Origin of the sequence: Novosphingobium sp. G106, assembly GCF_019075875.1 — a bacterium.
Classification (GTDB): Bacteria; Pseudomonadota; Alphaproteobacteria; order Sphingomonadales; family Sphingomonadaceae; genus Novosphingobium.
Genome location: NZ_JAHOOZ010000001.1, coordinates 4,873,203 through 4,898,541, shown reverse-complemented (window position 1 = coordinate 4,898,541; position 25,339 = coordinate 4,873,203). Strand labels below are relative to the sequence as shown.

Below are 25,339 nucleotides of genomic sequence, written 5' to 3'. Positions count from 1 at the left end.
GCGGGAGGGGCCGGGGGTAGGCCTGCCGAAAGGTCGCCCCAGTCGAGTTGCCCACCCCTAACCCCTCCCGCGAGCGGGAGGGGGACTTAGGAGAGAACCAAATGACCGCCCCCATACCCGCTCTCGTCGTCGGCACCGGCTTCGGTTGCCGCATCCACGTCCCCGCCCTGCGCGCCACCGGCTTCGAGGTCGTCGGCCTCGTCGGCAATACGCCCGAAAAGCTTGCCAAGCGCGCCGAGCAGAACGGCATCGCGCGCTACTTCACCGATCTCGACGAGGCGATCACTGCGACCGGCGCCAAGGTCGTGACGATCGCCACCCCGCCCAGCACTCACGCTGCGCTGACCTTGAAAGCCATCGCCCACGGCTGCCACGTCGTCTGCGAGAAGCCCTTCGCTTTCGACAGCGCCGAGGCGCAGGCGATGGTCGATGCGGCGGAGAAGGCCGGCGTGTTCCACATGGTCGCGCACGAGTTCCGCTGGCTGCCCGACCGCGCGCTGTTCGGCCGCGCCATCGCCGAGGGCATGATCGGCGAACCGCGCTTCCTGGCGATGGACCAGTTTATCCCGTTCTGCGCCGATCCCGAAACGCCGCTGCCCAAGTGGTGGTTCGACAAGGCCTCGGGCGGCGGCTGGCTCGGCGCCGGCGGATCGCACATGATGGACCAGATCCGCGCCTGGCTCGGCGAGTTCGAGGACCTTTCGGCCAACCTGTTCCTCGTCTCGGATCGCAAGGCCGACGCCGAAGACTCCTACTCGATGCGCTTTCGCATGAAAAACGGCGTCGAAGGCTCGATGCAGCAGACCGCCGGCGCATGGGGTCCTTCGGCGACCCTGTGGCGCTGCGCCGGCACGAAGGGGACGGTCTGGACCGAGGGCGGCAAGGTCATGGTAGCCGACAGGCAGGGCACGCGCGAACTCGAAGTGCCGGCCGACCTCCAGCTGCCCCCGCCACCGCACGCCGAAGACGCCAATTCCAGCCGTCGCCTGTCGCACTTCGAGATCGGCCCGTTCACCCGGTTCTGCGAGGCCCTGTATGCGGGGGTCGAGGGCCGCGCGATGCCCTCGTCCGTGCCCGTCCCGACCTTCCGCGACGGCCTCGCCTCGATGCAGATCCTCGACGCGATGCGCGCCTCATCTGCCAACGGCGGCGCAGTGACCGAGGTGGTACGATGAGCAACGAAAACATCGATAAGGGCCAGGCCCTCTTCGCCGAAATCTACGGACAGGACATGGCCGATGGCTGCCGCGCATTCGGCGACAGCGGCGAGGGCTTCGGCTCGCTCCAGGCAAAGTGGACGCTCGAATTCCCATTTGGCCAGATCTGGACCCGCGACGAGCAACTGCCGCGCAAGCTGCGCAGCTTCGCCGTGCTGGGCATGCTGATTGGCCAGGGCCAGGTCGACGAGATCAAGTACCACACCAAGATGGGCATCGCGAACGGCCTGACCCGCGTGGAGTTCGAGGAGATTTTCTACTCGACACTGGTCTATGCGGGCTTCCCGGCGGCCAACACGGCCAAGGCGGCGATGCTCGAGGCCTTCGCCGAGCTTGAGGCCGAGGGCAAGACGATCCCGTGAGCGCGGGCGCTTGTCCTCACGCGCCATGAGGCGGCAGCGCGGTCAGTCCGGCTTGCACCGACCGGGAGAGCCTATATCACCGGTGGAGTTTGAAAATAGACGAGGGACGGGAGATGGACCGCTTCACGCTGGGCGATGCCACGATCCACCGGGTCGAGGAAATGGCGGCACCGATGCCCTTGACGATGTTCGGCGAGGATTTGGTCGCGCGCAATGCCGACTGGTTGATCCCGCAGTGGGGAAGTGCCGACGGCACTTGGGACATGGTCGTGCAAAGCTGGATCGTCGTGGTCGACGGGCGGGTGGTGGTGATCGATCCCTGCGTCGGCAACGGCCGCAGCCTGCCGCATTTCGCGCTGTTCGATAACCTCGACACGCCGTTCATCGAGCGCTTCGCCGCCACCGGCATCCGGCCCGAGGACGTCGATCACGTGTTCTGCACCCATCTTCACAGCGACCACTGCGGCTGGAACACGACACTGCGCGACGGCCGCTTCGTGCCGACCTTCCCCAATGCCCGCTACCTGCTCGCCCGGCGCGAGCTGGACCGGTGGAATCCGGATCTGCCCGGCTACCAGCACGTTCCCGAAAACGCCGGCATCTTTGCGGCCAGCGTCCAGCCGGTGATCGAAGCCGGCCTCGTCGACGTGGTCGGCGAACATCATCGCATCTCGCCAAGCCTCGAAACGCAGCCCGCTTACGGCCACACGCTCGGCCACTCAGTGGTGCATCTCGCTTCCGCCGGGCGGGAAGCCTGGTTCACCGGCGACGTGTTCCATCATCCGATCGAGCTGATCCATCCCGAGATCGACGCCAATACCTGCGACGACTTCAGCCAGACTCTCGTCACCCGCAACCGGCTGATCGACGCCTTCGTCGCCAGCGGCGCCCTCGTCATTCCCGCTCATTTCGCCGCGCCGCATGTCGGCCATCTGCGCGAGCTGGACGGCAAACGCATCTTCGAATCCTGGCATCAATAAGGAACGGATCATGAGCAATCTCGACGGACTCGGTTACAGCGGCAAGACGGTGGTGGTGACCGGCGGCTCCTCGGGCATGGGCGAGCAGGTTGCGCGGATCCTCGGAGAGCTTGGCGCCAAGGTGCACATCGTCGATATCCAACCGCCCAAGGTGCCGAACGCCAGCTTCCGTCAGTGCGACCTCTCGGATTTCGACCAAGTGCGCAGCGTCGCCAAGGGCCTCGCCGATGTCGCGCCGATCGACTTCGTGTTTCCCTGCGCCGGCCTGCCGCCGCACATCAAGGGCGCGCTCTACTGCATGCGCGTGAACTACATCGGCACGCGGCTGTTCGTCGAAACGCTGCTGCCTTCGGTGCGCGACGGCGCCGGCATCGCGCTGATCTCTTCCGATGCGGCGATGGGGTGGCAGGGCAACGTCGCGCAGAGCCTGGAGATGCTGGCGATCTCGGACCCCGACGAGGCCTATGCCTGGTGCGAAGCCGATCCCGACAAGCGCGTGCGCGACGGCTATACCAGCTCGAAGGAAATGCTCGTCGTCTGGGTGCAGAATAAGGCGGTAGAGCTGGGCAACACCCGCCGCATCCGCCTGAACGCGATCGGCCCCTGCCCGACCAAGACCGCTTTCGTCGATCAGTCGAAGGAGATCATGACCGACGAATTCATCGCCGCCTGGCCCTTCCCCTCGCTCGGCCGCATGGCCACCGCCGAGGAACAGGCCTGGCCGCTGATCCTGCTCAACAGCTCGCTCTGCGCCACTGTCACCGGATCGTTCCTCTACACCGACCAGGGCTTCGCCAGCGGCGTCTTCACCAGCGCGATCAGCCCGGCCTTCATGGGCGGCGGCGCATGAGCAACGTCGACTTAGACCGCTTCGCCCCGACGCGGACCGACGATCCCTACTGGAACGAAAGCTGCTGGTTCTCCTTCTCGATCCCGGAGAAGGAAATCCACGGCATGGTCTATTACTTCTTCCGCCCCAACATGAACCTGCTGATGGGTGGGCCGGTCCTGTGGGACGGATCGGGCGCGCATACCTGGGACTGCCTCTACTACGACTGGCACCACTTCCAGACGATGCCCGAAGGCGGCGAGAAGTTCGACTTCCGCTCGCACACCTCGTTCGAGGTGCGCGTGCTGGAGCCGCGGCGGAAGTACGCGCTGAAATACGATCAGCCCGATTTCAGGATGGACCTCGTCTGGAACGGGATCGAGGAACCGCATCACTTCCTCGGCATGGAGATCGAGGCAACCGGCATGTCGGCCGACAACCGCATGCATTTCGAGCAGATGGGCCGCGTCACCGGCACGATCGAGCTGCGCGGCGAGACGATGCAGGTCGACAGCTATGCCCTGCGCGACAGTTCCTGGGGGGTGCGCCAGATGGACGGGGTTAAACGCGGCTCATATTTCTGGGCGGTCGCGGACCCGGACAATGCGTTTCACACCCAGGTCATGGGCGAAGGCGACGAGATGCGCGTGGTCGGCGGATTCCTGAAGTTGAACGGCGAGACGGCGTCGCTGGTCGGCGGACAGCGGCTGATTACCGAGATGGGCAAGGTCACTCCGCGCCTGTTCGACGTGACGCTGATTGACGAGAAGGGTCGCAGCATCGCCATCAAGGCGCGCACCTGCAGCGATCTGATGGTCAACTTCTATCCACGTGTGCAGGTGGTCTGGTCGCTGCTCGAAGCCGACTTCGGCAACGGCATGAAAGGTTGGGGCGACATCCAGGAATTCCAGCCGCTCGAACAGTTCCGCGCGATGGTGCGCCTGTGAGCGGCCAGATCGTCGTCATCAACGGCACCTCGGGCGCGGGCAAGACGACGACCTGCGCCACTCTCGCGCGCCATTCGCCCGATCCTTACCTGATGTTCGGCATGGACCTGCTGGCGGGCACTCTCCTGCCCGCGCGCTACACGATGTTCGGCGCGATGAAGGAGCAGGGCTACCAGCCGACCGCCTATGGCCCCGTCTGCATGCAGGCGCTTTCGGCGATGCATGCGATGATCGCCGCGGCATCGCGCACCGGGCAGAGCGTGGTGGTCGACCACCTGATGTTCGTCGATCCGCCGGTTCTTCAGGACGCGGTCTGGCGGATGGAGGGCGTGCCGGTGCTGTTCGTCAACCTGAAGCCGTCGTGGGACGTGCTGGAAAAGCGCGTCACCACCCGCGAGATCAGCTTCATCCCGCCGCCGATCCAGGAAGCCATGGCCGCGGCGGGTCCCGAGATCGTCCAGGCCTTCGCCGAACAGCTCGGCGCGGTGACGCCGTGGTTCTATGAGCATGCCTACGCCAACGAGATCTACGACCTCGAGCTCGACTCCAGCGCGATGACGCCCGAGCAAGTCTGTCAGCGGATCGAGGCCCGGCTCGCCGAGGGTCCGGGCACCGCCTTCGCCCGGCTGCGCGAGCGGCATCCCAAGCCGTTCTGACGCTCCGGACGGTGGGACGCCGAACCGGGACGAACGGCAATTGCGGCATCGCCCCCGGCCGCTAACCTCTCCGCCCAGAACAAAGCGGAGAGGACGCGATGACCGATACCGAACTGGCCTGGACGCCGGCCTGGCGCCTGCGCGAGATGTTTGCGAGCAAGCAGCTCTCGCCGCTCGAATTCGCGCAGTTCCTGTTGGCCCGCGTCGAGCGACTCGAAGACCTCAGCGCCTTCATCACCGTCTTCCCCGATCGCCTGTTGAGCGAGGCCAAGGCGGCGACCGAGAACTATGCGCGCGGAGTCGAAGGCCTGCCGCTGCTCCACGGCCTGCCCGTGAGCCTCAAGGACTCGATCGCCACCAAGGGCCAGCGCACGACTTACGGCTCACAGCTGTTCAAGGATCACGTGCCCGAAGTGGAATCGGTCGCCGCCGAACGGCTGAAACGGGCTGGCGGGATTGTCTTCGCCAAGTCCAACCTGCCCGAGTTCGAGCTGAACCGGCGCAGCGTGAACCTCGTCGCCAAGGAATGCCTCAACGCCTGGGACAAGACGCGGACCTCAGGCGGATCGAGCGGCGGCGCCGGCGTGGCGACCGCCGCGGGCCTCGGCCCGCTGGCGCTGGGCACCGACGGCGGCGGCTCGATCCGCATCCCGTCCTCGTTCAGCGGCATTTTCGGCCTCCAGCCGAGCCGCGGCCGCGTGCCCGACATCAAGGGCGACTTCGGCCTGCTCTCCAGCGTCGTCGGCCCGATGACGCGCGACGTGCGCGACGCGGCCATGCTGATGCAGGCGGTGGCCTGCAGCGACGAGCGCGATCCGCGCACCCGCCGCGATGCACCGCCCGACTACCTCGCCGAACTCGACAAGGGCATCGCCGGGCTGCGCGTTGCCTGGTCGAGCGATCTCGGCCGTGTCGAACCCGATGAGCCAGCGATCGTCGACCTCTGCCATGAGGCGGCGCAGGTCTTCCGCAAGTTCGGCGTTACCTATTCCGAACCCACCTTTCGCTTCGAGGACCCGCACGACGAGCTCGAGCTCGACGGCGACTATGCCAAGTGGAAGATGGCGGCGCTGTCGCAGCAACTCATGCCCGGCATGCTCGACCCGATCTCCTGGGCGATGAGCCAGGGCAAGGAAGCCTGGTCCAAGGTCGCGATCTACATCCGCGACCGCTCGGACCGGCCGACGATGCTCGACTATGCGCTGTCGATCGATCCCCAGGTCCGCCGGCGCAAGCGCACCCACATCGACGACTTCTTCCGCGACCACGACCTGCTGCTCTGCCCGGTCATCGCGCGCACGGCCTTTCGCTGCGGCGTCGAGAACGTCACGCCGTTCCAGTACACCGCCTATACTTTCATCACCAATGTCGCCGGCTATTGCGGCGCCTCGGTACCGATCGGCTTCCACCAGGGCATGCCCGTGGGCCTGCAGATCATCGGGCGGCCGGGCGAGGAGCACCTGCTCCTCCGCGCCGCCCGAATGTTCGAACAGGAACGGCCCTGGGCGCAGAACCGGCCCCCGGTAGACTAGGCCCAGACTAGGCGGTGAAGTTCGGCATGCCGAGGTGCTGGAGGTAGTCGGGCTTGCCCAGCGACACGCCGCCAGCGCGCAGCAGCGCATAGGCGGTCGTGACGTGGAAGAAGAAGTTCGGCAGCGCGAAGCCCGTCAGATAGGCACGGCCGCTGAAGTCGAAGCCGGTGCCGTTGGGGAAGCGTAGCGCGATGGGGCGCTCTTCGCTCGCCGCGATCACCGCGGGGTCGAAGCTCTCGACATAGGCGACCGTGCGCGCGAGGCGGTCCTTGAGTTCGGCGAAAGTGGTCTCGGTGTCGGGCATGGACAGCGCCTCGACCCCGGCGAGGCGGGCCATGCAGTTCTTCGCCGTGTCCGAGGCGAACTGGAACTGCGAGGGCAGCGGGCGCATGTCGGGCGCGAGGCGGGCTTCGAGCAATTCAGCTTCGGACTTCTCGGCCGCCGCCTTGTCCAGCCAGGCGCTCATGTCGCGGAGCGAGGCGATGAAGATCGGGGCGGAGGCGTCGTAGAGAGTGAAGCTCATGGGGTTCCTCGCTGAGTGCTGTTGTGCGCGCAGGAAGTGGCTACGCCACAAGGCTTCGACAACCTCCTAGAGCGATTGTTTTCGCCAGGCTCGCACGGCTTGCGCCGTCCGCGCCGCCGCTCCATCGGCGGTCATCGCCGCCAGTTCCTCGCTGAACACTTCGACCTCGATCGTGATGTCCGGGCTGTTGGCCAGTGCCGCCGCGACGATCTCGCCCAGGGGCAGTTCGCCCTCGCCGGGAAGCGAGCGGCCGGTCATCGGCACATAGGCCGTGCCGGGCGGCGGTGCGATGCGGTCGGACAGCTGGAAGGCGCCGATCGAGCCGGGCGGCAGCGCGCGGATGTCCGCTACGGTGCCGCCGCTTCGCGTCAGGTGCCAGGTATCGAGGTGGATCTTGCAATTCCTCTCGCCGCAGGCCGCCACTATGGCCTGGGCATTGCCGATGCTCGGATTGCCACTGTCGGGCACGAATTCCAGGACCACAGTAACGCCACGCGTCGCGGCAAGGCGACAGGCCGAGGCAACCGCTTCGGCAGTAGCCTCGATCTGGGCGGTCGTCGCGCCGAAGTGCGAGACGTTGATGATCGGCGCATCCAGAGCTTCGGCCACTTCGAGGCAGGCGGCGATGTCGAACCGCAGCATGGCCTTGCCTTTGAACATCACCGGCTCGGTCGGCATTCCCGGCAGGCCGCCGGTGATGCCGTCCACCACCCGGACGCTGACCCCGGCATCGGCCAACCGCCGCCGCAGCGCCTTCGCGTCGGTACCCGCGGCGAGGCACTCGTGGTAGATGTCGGGCGGGATCTGCAGCGTCGGAAAGCCGTGGCGCGCCGCCACTTCGATCGTCTCGATCAGGTTCGCCTGATAGACCGTTCCCCAGGCCAGGCCGATCGTCTGTTCGGTCATCGTCATCCCTCCCGGCATTTTGCCGTAATTATGGAAGTGATCCTCCATCGCCGAACAGCGTTTGACTAGCCGAATTCGATCTGGCCCCATCAGCCGGACAAGGATTGGGAGAGCGACATGGCAGTGATGGACGGTTTCAGCCTGGCGGGCCGCGTGGCGGTGGTGACCGGCGCGGCTTCCGGCATCGGGCGGCAGACGGCGCAGACCTTCGCCGAAGCCGGCGCGCGCGTGGTGCTCGGTGACGTCGATGAAGCGGGGCTGGCCGAGACCGCCGGCATGATCGGCGCTGCCGCCGTCCCGCTGCGCACCGACGTCAGCCGCCGCGCCGATGTCGATGCCCTCGCTGCGAAGGCGCTCGAACTCGGCCGGATCGATGTCTGGGCCAATGTCGCCGGCACCGCCGGCCCCTGCCCGATGCTCGACGTGACCGAGGAACTGCTCGACCGCATCATCGCGATCAATCTCAAGAGCGTGTTCTGGGGCAGCACGGCCGCCGCGCGGGTGATGAAAGAACAGGGATCGGGCTCGATCATCAACATCTCGTCGACCGGCGCGGTCAGCGCGCCGCCGAACCTGTCGGTCTATGCCATGACCAAGTCGGGCGTCAGCGCCGTCACCCGCAACATCGCCCGCGAAATGGGGCCTTTCGGCGTCCGCGCGAACACCGTGTCGCCGGGCTTCGTCGAGACCCCGCTGGCGACCTGGAGCTACCGCAACCCCGACGGCACGCTCGACGAGGCCAAGCGCGCGGACGCCCTGCGCCTGCGCCGCGGCGCCGCGCCACTGGGGATCATCGGCGAACCGACCGACATCGCCTACGCCATGCTCTACCTCGCCTCGGACGCCAGCCGCTTCGTCACCGGGCAGAATCTCTACGTCAACGGCGGCGTGACGATGGATTGAGGCTGGCTCAGGCCACTTCCTCGGCAATCTTGCGCGCGGCCAGCGCCCGCGCTTCGGCGGGCTTTATCTTGGCGGTGCCGGTCAGGCCGAGGTCGTCGCCGCTGACGAAGATCACCTTGCGCGGCACCTTGTAGGACGCGAGCTTGGGCTTGAGGAAGGCGATCACGTCTTCGCCGGTCAGCGGATGGCCGGGCTCGGGCGCGACCAGCGTCACCACCATTTCGCCCAGCGTGTCGTGCGGCACGCCTGTGGTCTTGCAGACGCTGATCCCGGGGCAAGAGGCCAACGCCCAGTCGATCTCGACCGGCGATACGTTGGCGCCACCGGTCTTGATGATGTCGTTGATCCGCCCCTGGAAGATCAGCCGGCCCCGATCGTCGAGATAGCCGCCGTCGCCGGCGCGGTAGAAGCCCTCTGCATCGAGCGCCTCGTCGTTGGGCACGCCGATGTAGCCCAGCATCAGCGTCGGTCCCTTCACGGCGATCTCGCCCGTCTCGCCGCGTTTCAGGGTTTCTCCGGTCTCCGGATCGACGATCTTGACCGTGTTGCCCGGCTGCACTTCGCCGCTCGTCCCTTCCCAGACCGCGCGCGGCGTGCCGAGGGGATAGACGGTGGAGATCGTGAAGGTTTCGGTCGAACCATAGCTCGACCGCGGCTCGGTCCATTTGGTGGTGACGCTCTTCTGCGGGCGCCGCAGGTTCAGTTCGGCGTCGACATAATGGAAGCTCGACAGGTCGGCGTCGTCCCAGCCGGGCAGAGCCTCGAGCTGCGCCCACTGGTGCGGCCAGCAATAGACCAGGCTGACCCGCTCGCTCTCGAACAGCCGCAATGCCCCTGCGGGATCGAAAGTCCGCTGCAACACCAGCGTGCCACCGGCCGCGAAAGTACCCCCGAGCGCGATGGAGAAGTTGCCCGACCAGAACAGGCCGTTGGCCGACCAGGTGCGCAGTTCGTGATCGAATCCGTAGATGCGATTCCAGCGCCAGGACTGGATGTTCACCCCGCGGTGCGAATTGAGAATGCCCTTGGGCTTGCCTGTCGATCCTGACGAGAAGAACAGCAACGCCGGGTCCGACGGCTTTACCGTCGCGGCGCGGGCATCGACCAGTTCAGGCGCGACCGCAGTACCGTTCGCCAGGAACGCGTCCCAGCTTTCGATCGCGCCGCCGGTCCGACCGGCATCGACCATGGCCAGCCGCCGTAGGAACGGGAACTTGGGCGCAGCCAGCTTCTCCGGCGCGGCGCTGGTGATCGCCGGTTCGAGCTCGGTCAGGATTGCGGCGAAATCCTTGGCCAGGACCCGCCCCTCGAACATCACGACCGACACGCCCGAGGCCTTGATCAGGAATTCGAGTTCAGCCGGGGTCGAGAAGGTCGAGAGGCCCACCGCCGTGCCGCCCGCGAGCCCGATCCCGAAGAAGGCCGAAACCCATTCAAGCCGGTTGGTCATCAGAATGCCGACGCGTTCGTCCTTGCCCACGCCGCAAGCGATCAGCGCGCGCGCCACGGCCACCGAACGGTCCCACAGATCGTCGTAGGTCCAGCGCTCGGGCGTGCCGTCTTCGCGGTGCTCGACCAGCGCTTCACGCGGGCCATAGCGATCCACCACCTGGCGCAGGAAACCCGGCAGGGTCAGCGCGCCGAGTCCCGGCTCCTCCTCGAGCGGGATCCCCCGAACGATCGCCAGTTCTTCCGCCATGATGGCCGTGCTCCCGCCTATTGTCCGATGGGCGATTGACGGCCCATGCCTTGCCGGTGAAACTTGCAGGGATTCCCGGCGGCCTCAAGGTGATAAACGCGGATCGGGATGGGAGAAGGCGGGGAAGCGATGGACGCGCCGATCGATATCAACTTTCGCGCGGTGCGCGTCTCGGACGAATACGAACTGGTCGATTCGCCGACGATCGCCACGCGGATCGCTGCCCGGCTGAACGATGCAGAACAGGAGCCGCGAGCGCTGCGGCTGCTGACCCCGCCGGTCTACTATTCGCTGGCCGGCGGCATCGAGGATAACCGCGCGGTCAACGACGCGCTGGTGGCAGCGGCGCGAGAAATCGGAAGCCGTGCCTTCGGTGTCGCCGAGCCGAAATACGCCGATGCGGCCGCGCGGGAGATCGAGCGGCTGGCCTCGCTCGGTGCCGTGGGAGTCGTCTGGAGTCCCCGCGCGCAGGGCCTGTTTGGCAACGATGCAGGCCTCGCCGAACTGATCCGCCACGCCCACGGACTCGGCCTCCTCTCAATGGTACACAGCGCGCCCTATTCGATCGACGAAGGGCTCTGGCGACTGTGGAACCTCGCCGGACAGTGCGGCGGAGCGCCGCTGGTGATCCTCGGCGCCTTCGAATCCTGGGAAAGCATCCAGCAGGTGCGCGACGCCAAAGGTGGACCGCCCGGCGTGTTCTACGACCTGTCGGCGATGTCCGAAGGCTACGACCTCGACCACCTCGTCGCGAGCATGGGGGCCGACCGACTGCTCTTCGGCACCGGAGGGGGCGACGGGTTTGCCGAAACGATGGGCGTGATCGAACGGTCGACGATCGGCGAGCAAGACCGCAACGCAATCCTCCATCGCAATGCCGCCGGGCTCTTTCCCTTCGTGGAGACGCCGGCATGAGCATGCACTTCGATCTGCATCAGCATTTCGGCAAAGTGCCCGGATCGGCGGGCCGCAGCGCGACCGTGGAAGAGGACCGCGACACGCGCATCGCCTTCCTCGACAGCTTCGGCATCGGCCAGTGCGCGCTGATGCCCGGCCATTCCTATGCCGCGCCGCAGGGCATCGCCGATGTCCGCGCGATCAACGACGGGCTCCATGCCTATGCCGCGCTGGCGCCTGACCGTTTCGTGGCGGTGTTCGGCACCCTCGACCCGCGCCATGGCATGGCCAATGTCGCCGAAGTCGAACGCCTGGCGGCAATGGGTTTTCGTGGCCTGTCCTGGCATCACCGCTTCCAGGGGCTGCCAATGGATCATCCGGTGATGTTCGCGGTGGTCGAAGCGATGGAAGCGCACGGCATGGCGGTGCTCGCGCATTGCTATGCCAATGGCGATTTCGAATCGCCCTGGCGGCTGCGACGGCTGGCCGAACGGTTCCGGCGCACGCCGTTCTTCGCGCTCGATGCCATGACCAGCCCCGAGAACCTCGACCAGCTGATCGCCGTCGCCGAGGTCTGCGACAACGTCCATATCGACCTTACCTCGACGCTGCTCGGCAGCCGCGGGGTCGAGCGGGCGGTGCGCCGCATCGGCGCCGGCCGGCTGGTCTTCGGCAGCAATTACTACTCGATGTCACGCGTCCCACGCGTGGTCGCGCTCGACGCGGTCGAGCAGGCGGAGCTCGACGAGGAGCAGAAAGCTGCGATCCTGGGCGGCACTGCGCGCCGGTTATTGGGGCTGAACTAGCGCGAAGGATCGCACTCCACGATCGCGCCGTGGAGTTCGTAGCCGTTGATCTCCTCGATCCAGCCCATCGTCGGCTTGCGCGCGAGGCGGATGCCCGGCACGCGGAGCAGCGCATCGAGGAACACCCGCGTCTCGTGCATCGCGACCTGCGCGCCTGGGCAGCGGTGCGGGCCGTCGGCGAAGCTCATCCAGTTGCTCGGCATCTTCTGGCGTTTGGAGCGCTCGGGATCGATCGCGAAGGGGCAGGCCCCGGTCGCTTCCTCGTCGAGGTTGATGTTGCGGATGTCGACGAGGAACTGCTCGCCGGCCTTGACCACGCGGCCGTCGGTCGCGGTCATGTCCGCCTCGGCCTTGCGATAGACATAGGCGGCGACGGGATCGATACGCAGAACCTCGTCGAGAATGGCGAACTGGACGTCCTCGCCGCCTTCGAGGAACTGGCGCCGCAGGTCCTCTTTCTCGAGCAGGTGCCAAGCGCACATGACGATGAATTCACGCGTGGTGATCATCCCGGCGGTCGCATAGGTCATGCATTCGACCAGGATCTCCTGGTCCGAATAGCCCTCGCGCACGAGGAACGAGATCACGTCGTCCCTATCGTGCTTCTGGCGGTGGCGGATCGCGGGAACCACGTCGCGCTTGAAGAACCACAAGGTGCGAACCACGTCCTCGAGCGCGCCGAGCTTGCCCGCCAGACCCGGACGCTTGCGCTTGCCGCTGGCGGTGAACTTCTTGCGCAGCCGATTGGACATCGCGTCGGGATCGGTATTGGTCAGGCCGACGATCTCGGCGGCGACGTCGCAGGCCAGGCGCAGGCTCATCACGTCGAGCTGGCCGCGGCCGGTGCGGCGCAGCTGTGCCATCACCTCGTCCGTGGTCTGGTCCATCACTTTGCGGTGGCGGTCCTTGATCGCCTTGGGCGTGAAATAGCGCGCCAGCTGCGCGCGGCGCTTCTTGTGCAGCTCACCGTCGAGGAAGATCACCGGAACCTTGCTCGGTTCCTTGTCCTTGAAATAGTCGGCTTCCATGCCCTGGACCATCGCCGGGCTGCGCATGACATCGCGCGCGAAGTCGAAATTGACGATTGGCGCGAACCCGGCATCGGGCCGCGCCTCGGCTTCGGCGAGCGCGGCGGACTTGCGATCATCGCGATTGGAGAAAGGGCAGGCGTCGGCTTCGGACATTCAGCATTCCCAATCTCTTATGATCTATACTGTATCATTGCCAATCATAGCGGAAAATGTCAATGCGCGTGCGCATCGGCCCCATTCTCACGGGCCCGAACCTTGCCTATGGGAGCTGCATGAATCCTATCCGCCTCGCGCTGCTGAGCGCCGCCGCCACGCTCGCTTTCCCGGCTGTCGCCAGCGCCGAAACGGCCGATAGTCCGGCGTCGGACATCGTCGTCACCGGCCGCGGGCTGGAGGAAACCCCGGCGACCCCGGCCTATGACATTTCCGAGATCGGGCGGGAGCGGATCAACTCTTCTGCCTCGGGCCGCCTCGAGGACGTGCTGAGCTCGGTCGCGGGTTTCCAGCAGTTCCGCCGTTCGGACAGCCGGGCCTCGAACCCCTCGGCCCAGGGCATCACCCTGCGCGCGCTGGGCGGCAATGCCACCAGCCGGGCGCTGATGCTGCTCGACGGCGTGCCGATGGCGGATCCGATGTTCGGCTATATTCCGTTCTCCGCGATCTCGCCCGACCGGCTGAGCGGCGTGCGCGTGACCCGTGGCGGCGGCGCCGGCGCCTTCGGATCGGGCGCGGTCGCCGGCACGATCGAGCTGACCAGTGCCAATGCCGAGGAATTGGGCCTGTTCTCCGGCCAGGCGCTCGTCGACGACCGCGGCGAGACCGAGCTGTCGGGTACGCTCGCGCCCGAGCTTGGCTCGGGCTTCGCCGTGGTCTCGGGCCGCTGGGACCGCGGCCAGGGGTTCTGGACGACGCCGGCGTCCCAGCGCGTGCCGGCCAGCGTCAAGGCGCGCTATGATAGCTGGTCCACCTCGGTCCGTGCGGTCGCGCCGCTGGGCGACGATATCGAGCTTCAGGCACGCGGCCTGCTGTTCGAGGACAACCGCGTGCTTCGCTTCAATGGCGCGACGACCGGGGTCAGCGGCCAGGACGCCAGCGTCCGGCTGGTCGGACGCGGCGACTGGCAGTTCGACGCGCTGGCCTATCTGCAGACGCGCGACTTCAACAACATCGTTATCAGCTCGACCAGCTTCGCCAAGACGCTCGACCAGCGCAAGACGCCGTCGACCGGGATCGGCGGCAAGATCGAGCTGCGCCCGCCGGTGGGCGAGGCCCATGTGCTGCGCCTGGGCGCCGACCTGCGGACGGGCGATGCAGAGCTTCAGGAAGAGAACTACGCGGCGGGCGCGGTCACCCGCCGTCGCCGCGCGGGCGGGCGCAACACCGACATCGGCCTGTTCCTCGAAGACGACTGGACGCTTGGAAATCTGGTCCTGACCGGCGGCGTCCGCGCGGATCGCTGGATGATCCGCGACGGCTTCCTGCGCGAGACCAACCCGGCCGGCACCACGGTGCTCACCAACAACGTGTTCCCCGACCGCGATGGCTGGGCCGCCTCGTTCCGCGGCGGCGCCGTGTTCAACGCCGGCGGCGGGCTGTCGCTGCGCGCGGCCGGCTACAGCGGCATCCGCATGCCGACGGTGAACGAGCTCTATCGTCCCTTCGTGGTCTTCCCGATCACGACCAATGCCAATGCGGCGCTCCAGAACGAGGAACTGCGCGGCGTCGATGTCGGGATCGACTTCGCCCCCTCGCCCGCGATCAATCTCTCGGTCACGGCGTTCTACAACAAGGTCGATAACGCGATCGCCAACGTCACGCTGACGCCGACCGTCCGCCAGCGCCAGAACGTCGATGCGATCCGAGCGCAGGGGCTGGAGTTCGGTGCCTCGATCCATGTCGGCACGGTCAGCCTCGACGGCTCGCTAGCGCTGACCGATGCCGAGGTCGAAGCCAGCGGCACGCAGGCGCAGCTGAACGGCAAACGCCCGGCGCAGACGCCCAAGGTCGCCGGCAGCGTCACGCTGGCCTGGCGACCCAAGCCGGGCTGGCTGCTTTCCACCACGCTGCGCCACGTCGGCGCACAGTTCGAGGACGACCTGCAAGTGGACACCCTGCCCGCCGCAACCACGCTCGACGCCTTCGCCGAAATCCCGGTGACCGGCCCCTTCAGCCTAGTCCTGCGCGGCGAGAACCTGTTCGACGAGGACGTGGTCACGCGCAACCAGGCCGGCTCGATCGACCTCGGCGCGCCGCGTACGCTTTGGGCCGGGGTAAAGGTTCGCGTACGGTAGCAACCGCCGTTTCGAGGCGCTAAGGGGACCTTATGGCAGCGCTAACCGTCAACACGCGTCCGGTCGAGTTCCGCATGGATCCGCAGACGCCGCTGCTCTGGGCGCTGCGCGATGCCGCCAACCTCACAGGCACGAAATACGGCTGCGGCGTCGGCGACTGCGGCGCCTGCACGGTGCTGGTCGACGGCGAGGCGACGCGGTCCTGCCTGATGTCGCTGGCCGAAGCCGAGGGGCGCGTCGTCACCACGATCGAAGGCCTTTCGGCCGACCGCTCGCATCCCGTGCAGCAGGCGCTGGTGGCCGAGCAGGCAATCCAGTGCGGCTTCTGCACGCCGGGCATCGTCATGGCCGCCGCCGCGCTGCTGGCGCGCAATGCCGATCCCAGCGATGCCGACATCAAGGGCGCAATCACCAACCTCTGCCGCTGCGGCGTCTATCCGCGGCTGATCCGCGCGATCCAGCGCGCCGGCCGCGTAGCGCGTGGGATGGAAGCACTGACCGCGGCGCCCGTCTCCGGCATTACTTCAGCAGCGGCGCACCGCACGGTGCCTGCGCTTACACCGAACAAGGAGACCGACCGATGAAAGCGACCATCTGGCATAACCCCGGCTGCGGCACCTCGCGCAAGACGCTCGAGATCCTGCACGACATGCCCGGCGTCGAAGTCACCGTCGTCGAATATCTCAAGAACCCGCCGAGCGCCGACAAGCTCGCGCAGCTCTATCGCGATGCCGGCATCACCCCCGCCCAGGGCCTGCGCCTCAAGGGCACCGATGCCGAGGAGCGCGGCCTGCCGCAGGCCGGCGACGCCGCGGTTCTGGCCGCGATGGCGGCCGAGCCCAAGCTGATCGAACGCCCGCTTGTCGAGACGGACAAAGGTGCGCGCCTGTGCCGCCCCCAGGACAAGGTTCGGGAAATTCTCTGACTAAGCAACGGCTCCGCTTGCAATGCCCGGCCAAATCGGGATACCGCTCGCCACTGCCACAAAACTGCCAATAATCACGTAGGGCACCACGCCAGCATGACGACAAGACAGCTTGCCGAAGAGGCGTTGCCCCAGAAGTTCAAGCGCCGGATCAAGCGGATGTTCGGCCCCTGGGGTGTTTTCCTCGAAGGCTTCGTGCGCAATCCGGTGATGGTGGGCTCGATCGTGCCGTCGTCCGACCGGACGATCACCAAGATGCTCGGGCCGGTGAACTGGGACGAGTGCAAGCTCTTCGTCGAATATGGCCCCGGCGTCGGCACGTTCTGCCGCCCGGTGCTCGACCGGCTGCGCCGCGACGGCATGCTGATCGTGATCGACACCAATCCGCTGTTCATCGACTATCTGCGCCGGACGATCTCCGACAGCCGCTTCGTCGCCGTGCACGGTTCGGCCGCCGACGTAGAGGATATCGTCCTGTCGCACGGCCACGACCATGCCGACTACGTGCTCTCGGGCCTGCCCTTCTCGACGCTGCCCGACGGCGTCGGCCCGGCTATCGCCTCGGCCACCTGGCGCGTGCTGCGGCCGGGCGGGGCTTTCCTCGTCTACCAGTTCACCGCCCGGGCGCGCGCCTTCATGGAGCGCCACTTCAAGCGCATCGACAATGCCATGGAGTTCTGGAACGTGCCGCCGGCCTTCCTGTTCTGGGGCTGGAAGGACGAACCGGCGGACGACTGAGTCGTTCGGCCGGGCCTGGCGCTGGGGCGCTCAGTCGAAAGGCCTGCCGGCCTGCTCCGGCGAATTCCCGCGCAACTGGCGATAGATCGCGACGATGATCGCGGCGAAATAGGAAACCGCAACAGCGGTGGCCACGCTTGAAAAGAAGCCTGCGACGATGTCCGCCGTGCGTCCTTCGCCTAGCGCCAGGGCGGCGGCAATGCCGACGAGGAAGGTCAGCACCATCAGCAGGAAAAAGGTCGCGGTCGCCAGCAGGAACAGGAAATTGCCGATGCGGAAACCGTTGCCGCGCGACAGCGCCACAGCTTCCAACAACGCGGCAAACGGATTCTTCTCGCGCTCCAGCACCACCACCGCGCCGCCGGCGACGAACCGACCAAAGGCCTGGCAGGCCGCATAGATACCGAGCGCGACGCCCAGCACCGGGCTGATCAGGCTGGCGATGCCGACGACGAGGAACAGCACCATCGTCATCAGGAAGCCGGTGATCAGTTGCATCGCGATATAGGTGGGCAGCGCGCTGAGCCCGGCACGCAGCGCCTGACCCACGGTGGAACGCCCGGCGCTACCGAACAGCTGGAGCAGCGTCACCTGGCCCACCGACTGGATGATCGAGGCGAGGAGGAACCACGGCGCCGCACTGGCGAAGAAGGGCTCGAGCACTTTCATCATCTGCTCGGGCGTGCCGCCTGGCGCCATCTGCGGCTGCTTGATCAGCATGATCAGCGCGAAGCTGGGCAGGAAGAAGAACACCCCCGCCAAAGCGAGCACGAGGTCGCGATGGACCGCCATCGTGGCGGTGGCCTGCTTCCAGACGAGATTGCCGTCGAACTTCATCATTTCCCTTTCGCGCCCATCGCTTGCAGGCGCCCCCTTGATAACCGGAGCAAATGCCGCCACGCAACGCACGATGACTGCTGAGCTTCCCGGCGATATCGAACTGCGCATCGACAGCGCCCTCGTGCCCTATCGCGCGGCGCTGGACGAAATGACAGCGCGCAACGCGGCGATCGCCGAAGGCACCGCACGCGAGCTGATCTGGCTGCTGGAGCATCCCCCCGTCTATACCGCCGGCACGAGTGCCGCCGCACCCGAACTGCTCGATCCGCGCTTCGAGGTGGTCTCGGCCGGCCGCGGCGGGCGTTATACCTACCATGGGCCGGGCCAGCGGATCGGCTATGTCCTGCTCGATCTCAAGCGCCGCTCGCGCGACGCGCGCGGCTTCGTCCATGCGCTCGAAGGCTGGGTCATCGCCACTCTGGCAGGCTTCGGGGTCGAGAGCTTCCGCCGCGACGGCCGCATCGGCATCTGGACGATCGACATCGATGGGCGCGAGGCCAAGATCGGCGCGATCGGAGTGCGCATCCGCAAATGGGTGACGATGCACGGCTTCGCAGTGAACCTGTCGCCGGATCTGTCGCACTTCGCCGGCATCGTGCCCTGCGGCATCGCCGAATATGGCGTCACCAGCCTCGCCCGGCTCGGCCTGACGGTCGATCAGGCAACCTGGGACCGGGCCATGCTGGCCGAGGCCGGCACTTTCCTCGCAGCGCTCGACAAGCCCTGCCCCCCACTGTCGTTCGAGAATGAGGCTGCTGCATGAACTCGATCCCGCGTCTTGCCGCGCTCGCCGCCCTTGCCGCCTCGTCGCTCGCGCTTGCCGCCTGCAAGGGCGAGAAGAAGCCCGCCGAGGCGGGTACGGCGCAAGGGGAGATCCTGCAGGGATCCGTCAGCGACTCGATGCTGCCGCTCGACACGGTCCGCTCGCAGCCGCCGCTCGCGCCGGAAGCGATATCGAGCGGTCAGCCGGGGAAGAAGAGCACCCACGGCGTCGCGTCGGGCGAAGCCAGTGAAGCGGCCAGCGAGGCCGCCGAAGCGCCCGCCGCAGCGCCCTCACCGGTAGCTGCGGCTGCCCCCACGCCTACGGCCAAGCCCGCCCAGTAAGGCTCAGAGCGGCTTTTCGTAGATCACGTATTCGCGGTTGACCTTGCTGTCGATCGCGTCGGCGACCGACCGCATGCCCTGGTTGTCGTCGAGAATCCAACCGATCTCCGCGGTCTGAGCGCCGTTGTTCTTGACCGCGGATCGCCTGATGTACTCGATCATCATAAAAGCGAGCTGGCTGGCCATGCGCGAGCTTTGCAGATGCTTGCGCACGCCCATCAGCGGCACCCGCATCCGCGGGCTCTTCGGCTTTCTTACCCAGGCCAGCAGCTTGATGAAATTGAACGGGAAAAGATTGCCTTTGAACGGCTTGATCACCCGGTTCATGTCCGGGAAGGTCAGCATGAAGGCCACCGGCTCGCCGTCGAGTTCGGCGATACGCAAGAGATCGGGATAGACCACCGGCGCCATCTTCTTCGAGACATAGCGCACTTCGCTGTCGGTGATCGGCACGAAACCCCAGTTGGTCGACCAGGCATCGTTGAGGATGTCGAAGACCAGATCCGCCTCTTCCTTGAAGCGTGACTTGTCAGCCTCGCGGATACGGATGCGCGGGTTCTTCTCGCCCGATGCGACGATACGCTCGATCAGCGGCGGGAACGGCTTGTCGACCTGCAGGTCGTAGGTCAGCAGCGTCTTGGCCGGCGTATAGCCGCGTCCCTCGAACCAGGCCTGATAACGCGGCGAATTGTGGCCCATCATGATCACAGGATCGTGGTCGAAACCCTTCACCAGCAATCCTGGCTCGTCCCAGATCGACAGGCTGAGCGGTGCAAGGACGCGGGTCATGCCCTTGGCGCGGAGCCAGTCCTCGGCAGCCGCGATGAGCGCGGCAGCGACCGCCTCGTCCTCGGCGTCGAACATGCCCCAGTTGCCCGTGCCCGGCCCCATCCCCTGCTCGGGCGGCAGCGTCCAGGCAAGCTTGTCCATATGCGCCGAGATCCGCCCGACCACCTGGCCGGCGCGGCGCGCGAGAAACAGCTGCACTTCGGCATGTTCGAAGAACGGGTTCTTCTTGGGGTTCAACAGTTCGTCGACATCGGCCTTGAGCGGCGGCACCCAGTGCGGGTCGCTCGCATTGAGGCGGTAGGGCAGATCGATGAAGGCCTTGCGATCGGCCTTGGTGGCCACCGCGGTGACCCTGATGTCGCTCATGCTGAAATATCCCCCAACGTCCCGGTTCGATGCCAGGTCAGGCTTCTGCGTTGTCCGTCGCCATCGCCCGGCGCCGGGGGTGACCGCTGGCGATGCCGCCCGAAAGCTGCTTCACCCACGGATAGGTTTTCGCCACTTCCTCGTCATAGCCGAGGTTGAACACCGTCGGGCTGCGCGTCGGGCGATCCTTCTTCTCGTAATAGGTGCCGAGCAGGCGGTCCCAGGCATAGTTGGTGATGCCGTAGTTGCCGTCCTCGTCGAAGTAGTGATGCTCGTTGTGGCGCTGCTTCATGAACTGCACCCACTTCCACTTCGGCTTGAACGAGAGGTGCTGGATGCAGTGCATGAACTCGTAATAGCAGGTGGTCAGGATGCCCGTCGCGAAAGCCGCCAGCGCCCCGCCCGTGCCACCGATCAGCCAGCCGACCGGCAGCGTCGCGATCGCGATCGTCGGCAAGGTCGTATGCAGCGCGCCGAACAGCACTTCGAGGTGGTTGGGATCCTGGTGGTGATCGTAGTGGATCCGCTTCCACGTCGCCGACAACCAGGGCAGCTTGTACATCCACTGCCCGTGCAGGACGTACTGGTGCAGCAGGTGCCAGACCAGCGGATAGACGAACAGCGCGGCCAGGACCGAGAGGCCGGTCTGCCACAGGTTTGCCGGAAAGAAGGCGAAGCCGACCACGCAGGCCGCCGTCACCGCAAGGTAGGCAACGATCGTGTAGTGCTGGAAATAGGCCGTAACCAGATCGCGCATCGTCATGCGGTCGAGGTAGTGCGACCGCTTCCAGAACGGCAGGTGGCTTTCATCGCCGGAAACTTTGGCAGTGGTCTGCGACACGTATAGACTTCCTATGGGCCGGCATTGGCAAACCGCCCTTGTGCGCGGCGCCTTACCAGACTTGGGGAGGCAGCGCCATAAGCGCAACTTTGCGGCGGCAATGCGGCGTGGAAAGCGCAGCGCGCATGCTATTCTTCTGTACGGATCAGCACTGTCTCGCCGATGAACGCAAAGAGCAGAAAAGGCGCCCAAGCCGCCACCAGCGGAGGATAACCGCCGAAATTGCCCATGGCCAAGGCGGCGTTGTCGATGACGAAATAGGTAAAACCCAGCGCCATGCCGATGATCGCGCGGATCAGAACCTGGCCCGACCGGGCCAACCCGAACGCCGCCATCGCCCCCAGCAGCGGCATCAGGACCGAGGACAGCGGACCGGAGATCTTGTGCCACCACTTGCCCTCGAGTTCGGTGGTACGGCGGCCCGCGGCCTGCAGATCGGCAATCGAGCGCGTCAGTTCGAAGATGCTTTGCGAGTCCGCGTCGACCGAACTGATCGTGACCTGGTTGGGCTCGACATCCTTGGCGATCACCAGCGAGTCCAATTGCTCCGTCTCGGTGCTCTTCACGTCGAACCGCACAGGCGACTCAAGCCGCCAGCCCGGATTGGAGAAAGTCGCATGCGGGCTGCGCAGTTGCTCAGTCACCATGCCCTGGGCATCGCGCCGGTACCAGCTCACCCCCTGCATCGCCATGGCATTGCCCGTGCCGGTCACCGTCGCAGCCATCAGGATATTGTCGCCGTCGCGCAGGTAGACGTTACTGCGCACCCCCGAATCCTGGGGTAGCGGACCATAGCTGGCATCCTGCCAGACCTTGAGCCTTCCGGTGGCATGGGTGACGACGCGCTCGTTGAAAGTGAAACTGACCACGGCCACGACGATCGCGGTCAGGAACAGCGGCGCGAGCACCTGGTGCGCCGAAAGCCCCGCCGCCTTCATCGAGATCACCTCGCTGTTCTGGTTCAGCGTGAACAGCGTGAGGATCGTCGCCAGCAGCACCGAATAGGGCAGGAAGCGCGCGATCAGTTGCGGCGCGCGCAGGGTCACATAGGTCCACAGCTGTGCCTGGCCATTGCCCTGGTACGCGAGGATCTTGCCGCTCTCGGTCAGCAGGTCGAGCATCTGCAGGATGAGCACGAGCATCAGCAGCACGCCGACGACGCGGGTGATGAATAGCCGGGCGAGGTAGAGCGTCAGTGTCCGCGAAGGAAAGAATTCGAGCTGCATCTAGTCCCCTCAGGCCGGCTGCCGCGCGCGGCGCTTGATCAGCGCGCGGATACGCTTGCCGACCATCGACGAGGCCGTCTCGAGCCAGCCGATCGCCTGGCCGCCGGGGACATAGGCGACGCGCCAGTACATCCAGAAGATAAGCAGCGCGAAGAGCACGAAGGGCCCCCAGAGTGCCAGCGTCGGATCGATCCGGCCGAGCGAGGCCACCTGCTGCCCATATTCGTTGATCTTGTGATAGACCGTCACCATCACCACCGAGACGAAGACGCCGAGCGCCGAGGTCGAGCGCTTGGGCGGAATCGCCAGCGCCAGCCCGAGCAAAGGCACGAGCAGCATCATGACCACTTCGACCATGCGGTAATTGAAGCTCGCCTGGCTCTTGACGCGGACGTCCTCGGACAGGTTGTCGTTCCAGCCGATGCGCAGCAATTCGGGCAGGATGTATTCGCGGTCGGCATCGCCGCGGGCGCGGAACTTCTCGATCGCCGGCAGGTCTATCGGCAGGTCATGCCGGGTGAAGGTGAGCACGCGCGGGGTCTCGTTCGGCACCTCCTGGACAATCTGACCCTGGACGAGCCGCAGGATAATCGTGTCGGGCTGCCCCTTGAGTGCGAGGAACCGCCCCTCGCGCGCCGAGATCGACATGACCTGGCCCTTGGCATTGGCAATGCGCGCAAAGATGCCGATGAGCTGGCGGCCCTCGTCGCGGCTCTGCTCGACGCGCAGCGCCATCTTGTCCTGCAAGGTGGTGAACTCGCCGACCTTGATCGCCGCGCCCAGCGCGCCCGAGCGGAGCTCGAAATTGAGCTGCTCATAATAGTAGCGCGACAACGGCTGGAGATAGCCAACGTTGAGGAAATTCACCCCGACGAGCACAAGCGCGATCATGTAGGGCACGCGCATCAGCCGGGTGTAGGACAGCCCGACCGCGCGCATCACGTCGAGCTCGCTCGAGGTCGCGAGCTTGCGGAAGGCGAAGAGCACGCCCAGCATCAGCCCCAGCGGGATCGCAAGGCTGGCATATTCGGGCATCATGTTGGCGAGCATCTTGAACACGATGCTGACCGGCCCGCCTTCGGCTGCGACGAAGTCGAACAGCTTGAGCATCTTGTCGAGAATCAGCAGCGAAGCCGCGATCACGAAGACCGCAAGCATCGGCATCAGCACGAGCCGGAAGATGTAACGGTCTACGGCGGTGAAGAATTTCACGTGAAAGGCGATTCCGTCGGCTTGGCCTGAACCCCTATCGCCGCCGGGCGCATGGCGGAAGCGGAATCGACCTGTTCGCCCTTAACCAAAGCCCTATCGCCGAATTTGTTGCCGATGGGGCGGTCGGTCAGGCCTTTTCCAGCGTGCATTGCAACGGGTGCTGGTTCTGCCGGGCGAAATCCATGACCTGGTTAACCTTCGTCTCGGCGATCTCGTATGGGAAGATGCCGCAGACGCCGACGCCGCGCTGGTGGACGTGAAGCATCACGCGCGTCGCCTGCTCGAGATCCATGTTGAAGAAGCGCTTGAGGACCATCACGACGAATTCCATCGGCGTGTAATCGTCGTTGAGCATCAACACCTTGAACTGGCTCGGCTTCTTGGGCTTGGTGCGGGTCTTGGTGGCGACGCCGAGCTGGTCCTGGCCGTCTCCGCCGCCCGTCCCGGCCCCACCTGCGTCGTCGTCATCGCCGGCGCGCACGCGCCGGGGCAGCGGGGAATCAATGAAGCCGTAATCGTGATGCATAGGATGAGAATATCGTAAGCCGGGGGGAAACGACAACCCATCGAACACGGTTAACGCAAAATCGGACCGGCCGGCCTTGCGCCGTCCGGTCCGATTTGGTGCGTCGTAGGCAGATCGGCCCGGCGCGATGCGTCCGATCAGGCGCCGATTCAGGCGGCTGCCTTGACCTTGTCCAGGGCGAGGCTGACGCGGCCCGAGAGCGGCTTGATCACGTCGCCCGAGAGCTTGACCATCGCTTCGCCGGTCTTGGTCGAATAGGCCACGGCCGTATCGAAGTTGCGGCGCAGCAGGTCGGTCTGGAACTTGAAGAACTCGGTCGGCGACTTGACGGCGCTCAGCGCCTTGACGTCGGTCGTCGCGGTCTCGAATGCGCTCTTGCTGTCGGCGACGAACTTGTTGCCCAGTTCCTGCAGGCCCGAAGCCAGGATCTTGCCCGATTCGACGAAGGCTTCGACATTGCCCTTGGCGAACTCGGTCGCCTCGGTGGCGGCGGCAGTGGTCTTGGCGAAGGCTTCCTTGGCCTTTTCCTGGGCACCGTTGACGGTGTCCTTGATCGAAGCGGTCACGTCCATGGGGATTTCCTTGATTTTGGCGAAGAAGGGGGTGGACGGCGCAGCGCTCGGGCTGGCCTTCTTGACGGGCGAAGCGGTCTTGGGAGCGGTCTTGATTTTCTGAACCGAGGCCTTGCGCGGCTTGATCGGCGCCGACTTGGCGGGAGCGGCAGTCACGGACTTCGCCGCGCCGCGCTTGACCGCCAGCTTGGGAGCCGGCGTCCCTACCTTGATTGGGGCCTTGATCGGCTTGGCGGCGCGCGGCTTGGAAGCGGGCTTGGCCGCCGGCAGCGCTTCGACGACGGGCGCGACCGCTACCGGCTCGGCAGGCTTGCGCGCGCGCTTCGGCTTGGCGGGAAATTCCACCGGCTCGGCGCCGGCGTCGCTCTCGACTTCGGTTTCCGCCGGAGTTTCGGCCTCTGGAAGCTCCTTGGCCACGATCGCCTCGGAGGCGGCAGCATAGGCCTTCTCGGCCGAGTCGTCGATTTTGGTAACGTCTGAATCGGCCATTGCAGCGGAATCCCTAGCTTCGGGCGACCATTCGCACGGCAAGTGCGAGCGCGATTGCTGCACTGCACAATAATACACGAAATGCCCACGTCAAGGGTTTTTGTGCAGTGCAACATAACTGCAATGAGCCAG

27 protein-coding genes are annotated in these 25,339 nt (G+C 66.0%); 16 read left to right on the top strand and 11 right to left on the bottom strand.

The window, feature by feature from the left end:
• The first annotated feature begins 101 nt into the window (after window positions 1-101).
• From KRR38_RS23650 to KRR38_RS23620, 7 genes are all read left to right on the top strand, one after another.
• The gene (locus KRR38_RS23650) at window positions 102-1,175 is read left to right on the top strand and encodes a Gfo/Idh/MocA family protein (RefSeq protein WP_217405914.1); all 1,074 of its coding nucleotides are present in this window, start codon (window positions 102-104) and stop codon (window positions 1,173-1,175) included.
• Window positions 1,172-1,579, top strand: a complete 408-nt coding sequence (locus tag KRR38_RS23645; RefSeq protein WP_254514949.1) for a carboxymuconolactone decarboxylase family protein — start codon at window positions 1,172-1,174, stop codon at window positions 1,577-1,579. Before KRR38_RS23650 ends, KRR38_RS23645 begins: the two co-directional genes overlap by 4 nt.
• 113 nt (window positions 1,580-1,692) lie before the next feature.
• Window positions 1,693-2,559: an MBL fold metallo-hydrolase gene (locus tag KRR38_RS23640; RefSeq protein ID WP_217405913.1), complete on the top strand. Its 867-nt coding sequence runs from the start codon at window positions 1,693-1,695 to the stop codon at window positions 2,557-2,559.
• A 10-nt stretch (window positions 2,560-2,569) separates the two neighbouring features.
• Window positions 2,570-3,409: an SDR family oxidoreductase gene (locus tag KRR38_RS23635; protein WP_217405912.1), complete on the top strand. Its 840-nt coding sequence runs from the start codon at window positions 2,570-2,572 to the stop codon at window positions 3,407-3,409.
• A complete protein-coding gene (locus tag KRR38_RS23630; RefSeq protein ID WP_217405911.1) occupies window positions 3,406-4,335 on the top strand; it encodes a hypothetical protein in 930 nt (309 codons plus the stop codon). Before KRR38_RS23635 ends, KRR38_RS23630 begins: the two co-directional genes overlap by 4 nt.
• Window positions 4,332-4,991: an AAA family ATPase gene (locus tag KRR38_RS23625; RefSeq protein WP_217405910.1), complete on the top strand. Its 660-nt coding sequence runs from the start codon at window positions 4,332-4,334 to the stop codon at window positions 4,989-4,991. Before KRR38_RS23630 ends, KRR38_RS23625 begins: the two co-directional genes overlap by 4 nt.
• A 98-nt stretch (window positions 4,992-5,089) precedes the next feature.
• Window positions 5,090-6,523: an amidase gene (locus tag KRR38_RS23620; protein ID WP_217405909.1), complete on the top strand. Its 1,434-nt coding sequence runs from the start codon at window positions 5,090-5,092 to the stop codon at window positions 6,521-6,523.
• Window positions 6,524-6,530: 7 nt separating this feature from the next.
• Here the strand turns inward: KRR38_RS23620 and KRR38_RS23615 are convergent, their stop codons facing one another.
• Entirely contained in the window at window positions 6,531-7,046 is a 516-nt protein-coding gene (locus tag KRR38_RS23615) for a DUF1993 family protein (RefSeq protein WP_217405908.1), read from the bottom strand.
• Window positions 7,047-7,112: 66 nt separating this feature from the next.
• Complete coding sequence (locus tag KRR38_RS23610; RefSeq protein ID WP_217405907.1) at window positions 7,113-7,952, bottom strand: sugar phosphate isomerase/epimerase; 840 nt, start codon at window positions 7,950-7,952, stop codon at window positions 7,113-7,115.
• Window positions 7,953-8,069: 117 nt separating this feature from the next.
• Between KRR38_RS23610 and KRR38_RS23605 the strand changes: the two genes are divergently transcribed.
• A complete protein-coding gene (locus KRR38_RS23605) occupies window positions 8,070-8,855 on the top strand; it encodes an SDR family NAD(P)-dependent oxidoreductase (protein ID WP_217405906.1) in 786 nt (261 codons plus the stop codon).
• 7 nt (window positions 8,856-8,862) lie between these two features.
• On the opposite strand, the gene KRR38_RS23600 is transcribed toward KRR38_RS23605, so the two are convergent.
• Window positions 8,863-10,554, bottom strand: a complete 1,692-nt coding sequence (locus tag KRR38_RS23600) for a class I adenylate-forming enzyme family protein (RefSeq protein ID WP_217405905.1) — start codon at window positions 10,552-10,554, stop codon at window positions 8,863-8,865.
• 129 nt (window positions 10,555-10,683) lie between these two features.
• Here KRR38_RS23600 and KRR38_RS23595 point away from each other — a divergent pair, with 129 nt between their 5' ends.
• The gene (locus KRR38_RS23595) at window positions 10,684-11,469 is read left to right on the top strand and encodes an amidohydrolase family protein (protein ID WP_217405904.1); all 786 of its coding nucleotides are present in this window, start codon (window positions 10,684-10,686) and stop codon (window positions 11,467-11,469) included.
• Window positions 11,466-12,257, top strand: coding sequence for an amidohydrolase family protein (locus tag KRR38_RS23590; RefSeq protein ID WP_217405903.1), 792 nt, complete (start codon window positions 11,466-11,468; stop codon window positions 12,255-12,257). The genes KRR38_RS23595 and KRR38_RS23590 overlap by 4 nt, the downstream gene beginning before the upstream one ends.
• Here KRR38_RS23590 and KRR38_RS23585 read toward each other — a convergent pair.
• Window positions 12,254-13,441, bottom strand: a complete 1,188-nt coding sequence (locus KRR38_RS23585) for a cytochrome P450 (protein WP_217405902.1) — start codon at window positions 13,439-13,441, stop codon at window positions 12,254-12,256. The two genes, KRR38_RS23590 and KRR38_RS23585, sit on opposite strands and share 4 nt — an antisense overlap.
• Window positions 13,442-13,560: 119 nt before the next feature.
• Between KRR38_RS23585 and KRR38_RS23580 the strand changes: the two genes are divergently transcribed.
• From KRR38_RS23580 to KRR38_RS23565, 4 genes are all read left to right on the top strand, one after another.
• Window positions 13,561-15,579: a TonB-dependent receptor gene (locus tag KRR38_RS23580; RefSeq protein WP_217405901.1), complete on the top strand. Its 2,019-nt coding sequence runs from the start codon at window positions 13,561-13,563 to the stop codon at window positions 15,577-15,579.
• A gap of 32 nt (window positions 15,580-15,611) precedes the next feature.
• On the top strand, window positions 15,612-16,163 hold the full coding sequence (locus KRR38_RS23575) for a (2Fe-2S)-binding protein (RefSeq protein ID WP_217405900.1): 552 nt from the start codon (window positions 15,612-15,614) through the stop codon (window positions 16,161-16,163).
• On the top strand, window positions 16,160-16,504 hold the full coding sequence (locus tag KRR38_RS23570) for an ArsC/Spx/MgsR family protein (protein ID WP_217405899.1): 345 nt from the start codon (window positions 16,160-16,162) through the stop codon (window positions 16,502-16,504). Before KRR38_RS23575 ends, KRR38_RS23570 begins: the two co-directional genes overlap by 4 nt.
• 96 nt (window positions 16,505-16,600) lie before the next feature.
• Window positions 16,601-17,242, top strand: a complete 642-nt coding sequence (locus KRR38_RS23565) for a class I SAM-dependent methyltransferase (RefSeq protein ID WP_217405898.1) — start codon at window positions 16,601-16,603, stop codon at window positions 17,240-17,242.
• 30 nt (window positions 17,243-17,272) lie between these two features.
• Here KRR38_RS23565 and KRR38_RS23560 read toward each other — a convergent pair whose 3' ends face one another.
• A complete protein-coding gene (locus KRR38_RS23560; protein WP_217405897.1) occupies window positions 17,273-18,082 on the bottom strand; it encodes a hypothetical protein in 810 nt (269 codons plus the stop codon).
• A gap of 70 nt (window positions 18,083-18,152) precedes the next feature.
• Between KRR38_RS23560 and lipB the strand changes: the two genes are divergently transcribed.
• Window positions 18,153-18,845 (top strand): lipoyl(octanoyl) transferase LipB, encoded by a 693-nt coding sequence (lipB, locus tag KRR38_RS23555; protein ID WP_217405896.1) that lies wholly within the window; start codon window positions 18,153-18,155, stop codon window positions 18,843-18,845.
• Window positions 18,842-19,186, top strand: coding sequence for a hypothetical protein (locus KRR38_RS23550; protein ID WP_217405895.1), 345 nt, complete (start codon window positions 18,842-18,844; stop codon window positions 19,184-19,186). Before lipB ends, KRR38_RS23550 begins: the two co-directional genes overlap by 4 nt.
• A gap of 3 nt (window positions 19,187-19,189) precedes the next feature.
• Here KRR38_RS23550 and KRR38_RS23545 read toward each other — a convergent pair whose 3' ends face one another.
• The 6 genes from KRR38_RS23545 to phaP form a co-directional block, all read right to left on the bottom strand.
• A complete protein-coding gene (locus KRR38_RS23545) occupies window positions 19,190-20,341 on the bottom strand; it encodes an N-acetyltransferase (protein ID WP_217405894.1) in 1,152 nt (383 codons plus the stop codon).
• Window positions 20,342-20,378: 37 nt separating this feature from the next.
• Window positions 20,379-21,182, bottom strand: a complete 804-nt coding sequence (locus tag KRR38_RS23540; protein WP_309141127.1) for a sterol desaturase family protein — start codon at window positions 21,180-21,182, stop codon at window positions 20,379-20,381.
• A 128-nt stretch (window positions 21,183-21,310) separates the two neighbouring features.
• A complete protein-coding gene (gene lptG, locus KRR38_RS23535) occupies window positions 21,311-22,408 on the bottom strand; it encodes an LPS export ABC transporter permease LptG (protein WP_217405893.1) in 1,098 nt (365 codons plus the stop codon).
• Window positions 22,409-22,417: 9 nt separating this feature from the next.
• The gene (locus KRR38_RS23530; protein ID WP_217405892.1) at window positions 22,418-23,620 is read right to left on the bottom strand and encodes an LptF/LptG family permease; all 1,203 of its coding nucleotides are present in this window, start codon (window positions 23,618-23,620) and stop codon (window positions 22,418-22,420) included.
• A 127-nt stretch (window positions 23,621-23,747) separates the two neighbouring features.
• On the bottom strand, window positions 23,748-24,146 hold the full coding sequence (clpS, locus tag KRR38_RS23525; protein ID WP_254514947.1) for an ATP-dependent Clp protease adapter ClpS: 399 nt from the start codon (window positions 24,144-24,146) through the stop codon (window positions 23,748-23,750).
• A 149-nt stretch (window positions 24,147-24,295) separates the two neighbouring features.
• Window positions 24,296-25,207 (bottom strand): phasin family protein, encoded by a 912-nt coding sequence (phaP, locus tag KRR38_RS23520; protein WP_217405891.1) that lies wholly within the window; start codon window positions 25,205-25,207, stop codon window positions 24,296-24,298.
• Between the last annotated feature and the right edge of the window lie 132 nt (window positions 25,208-25,339).

Coding starts and splice junctions, on each gene's coding strand:
- KRR38_RS23595 (WP_217405904.1), top strand. CDS start 10,684: ATGGACGCGCCGATCGATATCAACTTTCGCGCGGTGCGCGTCTCGGAC.
- KRR38_RS23610 (WP_217405907.1), bottom strand. CDS start 7,952: ATGACCGAACAGACGATCGGCCTGGCCTGGGGAACGGTCTATCAGGCG.
- KRR38_RS23550 (WP_217405895.1), top strand. CDS start 18,842: ATGAACTCGATCCCGCGTCTTGCCGCGCTCGCCGCCCTTGCCGCCTCG.
- KRR38_RS23630 (WP_217405911.1), top strand. CDS start 3,406: ATGAGCAACGTCGACTTAGACCGCTTCGCCCCGACGCGGACCGACGAT.
- phaP (WP_217405891.1), bottom strand. CDS start 25,207: ATGGCCGATTCAGACGTTACCAAAATCGACGACTCGGCCGAGAAGGCC.
- lipB (WP_217405896.1), top strand. CDS start 18,153: ATGACTGCTGAGCTTCCCGGCGATATCGAACTGCGCATCGACAGCGCC.
- KRR38_RS23620 (WP_217405909.1), top strand. CDS start 5,090: ATGACCGATACCGAACTGGCCTGGACGCCGGCCTGGCGCCTGCGCGAG.
- clpS (WP_254514947.1), bottom strand. CDS start 24,146: ATGCATCACGATTACGGCTTCATTGATTCCCCGCTGCCCCGGCGCGTG.
- KRR38_RS23580 (WP_217405901.1), top strand. CDS start 13,561: ATGAATCCTATCCGCCTCGCGCTGCTGAGCGCCGCCGCCACGCTCGCT.
- KRR38_RS23585 (WP_217405902.1), bottom strand. CDS start 13,441: ATGTCCGAAGCCGACGCCTGCCCTTTCTCCAATCGCGATGATCGCAAG.
- KRR38_RS23560 (WP_217405897.1), bottom strand. CDS start 18,082: ATGATGAAGTTCGACGGCAATCTCGTCTGGAAGCAGGCCACCGCCACG.
- KRR38_RS23605 (WP_217405906.1), top strand. CDS start 8,070: ATGGCAGTGATGGACGGTTTCAGCCTGGCGGGCCGCGTGGCGGTGGTG.
- KRR38_RS23565 (WP_217405898.1), top strand. CDS start 16,601: ATGACGACAAGACAGCTTGCCGAAGAGGCGTTGCCCCAGAAGTTCAAG.
- KRR38_RS23545 (WP_217405894.1), bottom strand. CDS start 20,341: ATGAGCGACATCAGGGTCACCGCGGTGGCCACCAAGGCCGATCGCAAG.
- KRR38_RS23575 (WP_217405900.1), top strand. CDS start 15,612: ATGGCAGCGCTAACCGTCAACACGCGTCCGGTCGAGTTCCGCATGGAT.
- KRR38_RS23640 (WP_217405913.1), top strand. CDS start 1,693: ATGGACCGCTTCACGCTGGGCGATGCCACGATCCACCGGGTCGAGGAA.
- KRR38_RS23615 (WP_217405908.1), bottom strand. CDS start 7,046: ATGAGCTTCACTCTCTACGACGCCTCCGCCCCGATCTTCATCGCCTCG.
- KRR38_RS23570 (WP_217405899.1), top strand. CDS start 16,160: ATGAAAGCGACCATCTGGCATAACCCCGGCTGCGGCACCTCGCGCAAG.
- KRR38_RS23600 (WP_217405905.1), bottom strand. CDS start 10,554: ATGGCGGAAGAACTGGCGATCGTTCGGGGGATCCCGCTCGAGGAGGAG.
- KRR38_RS23590 (WP_217405903.1), top strand. CDS start 11,466: ATGAGCATGCACTTCGATCTGCATCAGCATTTCGGCAAAGTGCCCGGA.
- lptG (WP_217405893.1), bottom strand. CDS start 22,408: ATGCAGCTCGAATTCTTTCCTTCGCGGACACTGACGCTCTACCTCGCC.
- KRR38_RS23635 (WP_217405912.1), top strand. CDS start 2,570: ATGAGCAATCTCGACGGACTCGGTTACAGCGGCAAGACGGTGGTGGTG.
- KRR38_RS23650 (WP_217405914.1), top strand. CDS start 102: ATGACCGCCCCCATACCCGCTCTCGTCGTCGGCACCGGCTTCGGTTGC.
- KRR38_RS23645 (WP_254514949.1), top strand. CDS start 1,172: ATGAGCAACGAAAACATCGATAAGGGCCAGGCCCTCTTCGCCGAAATC.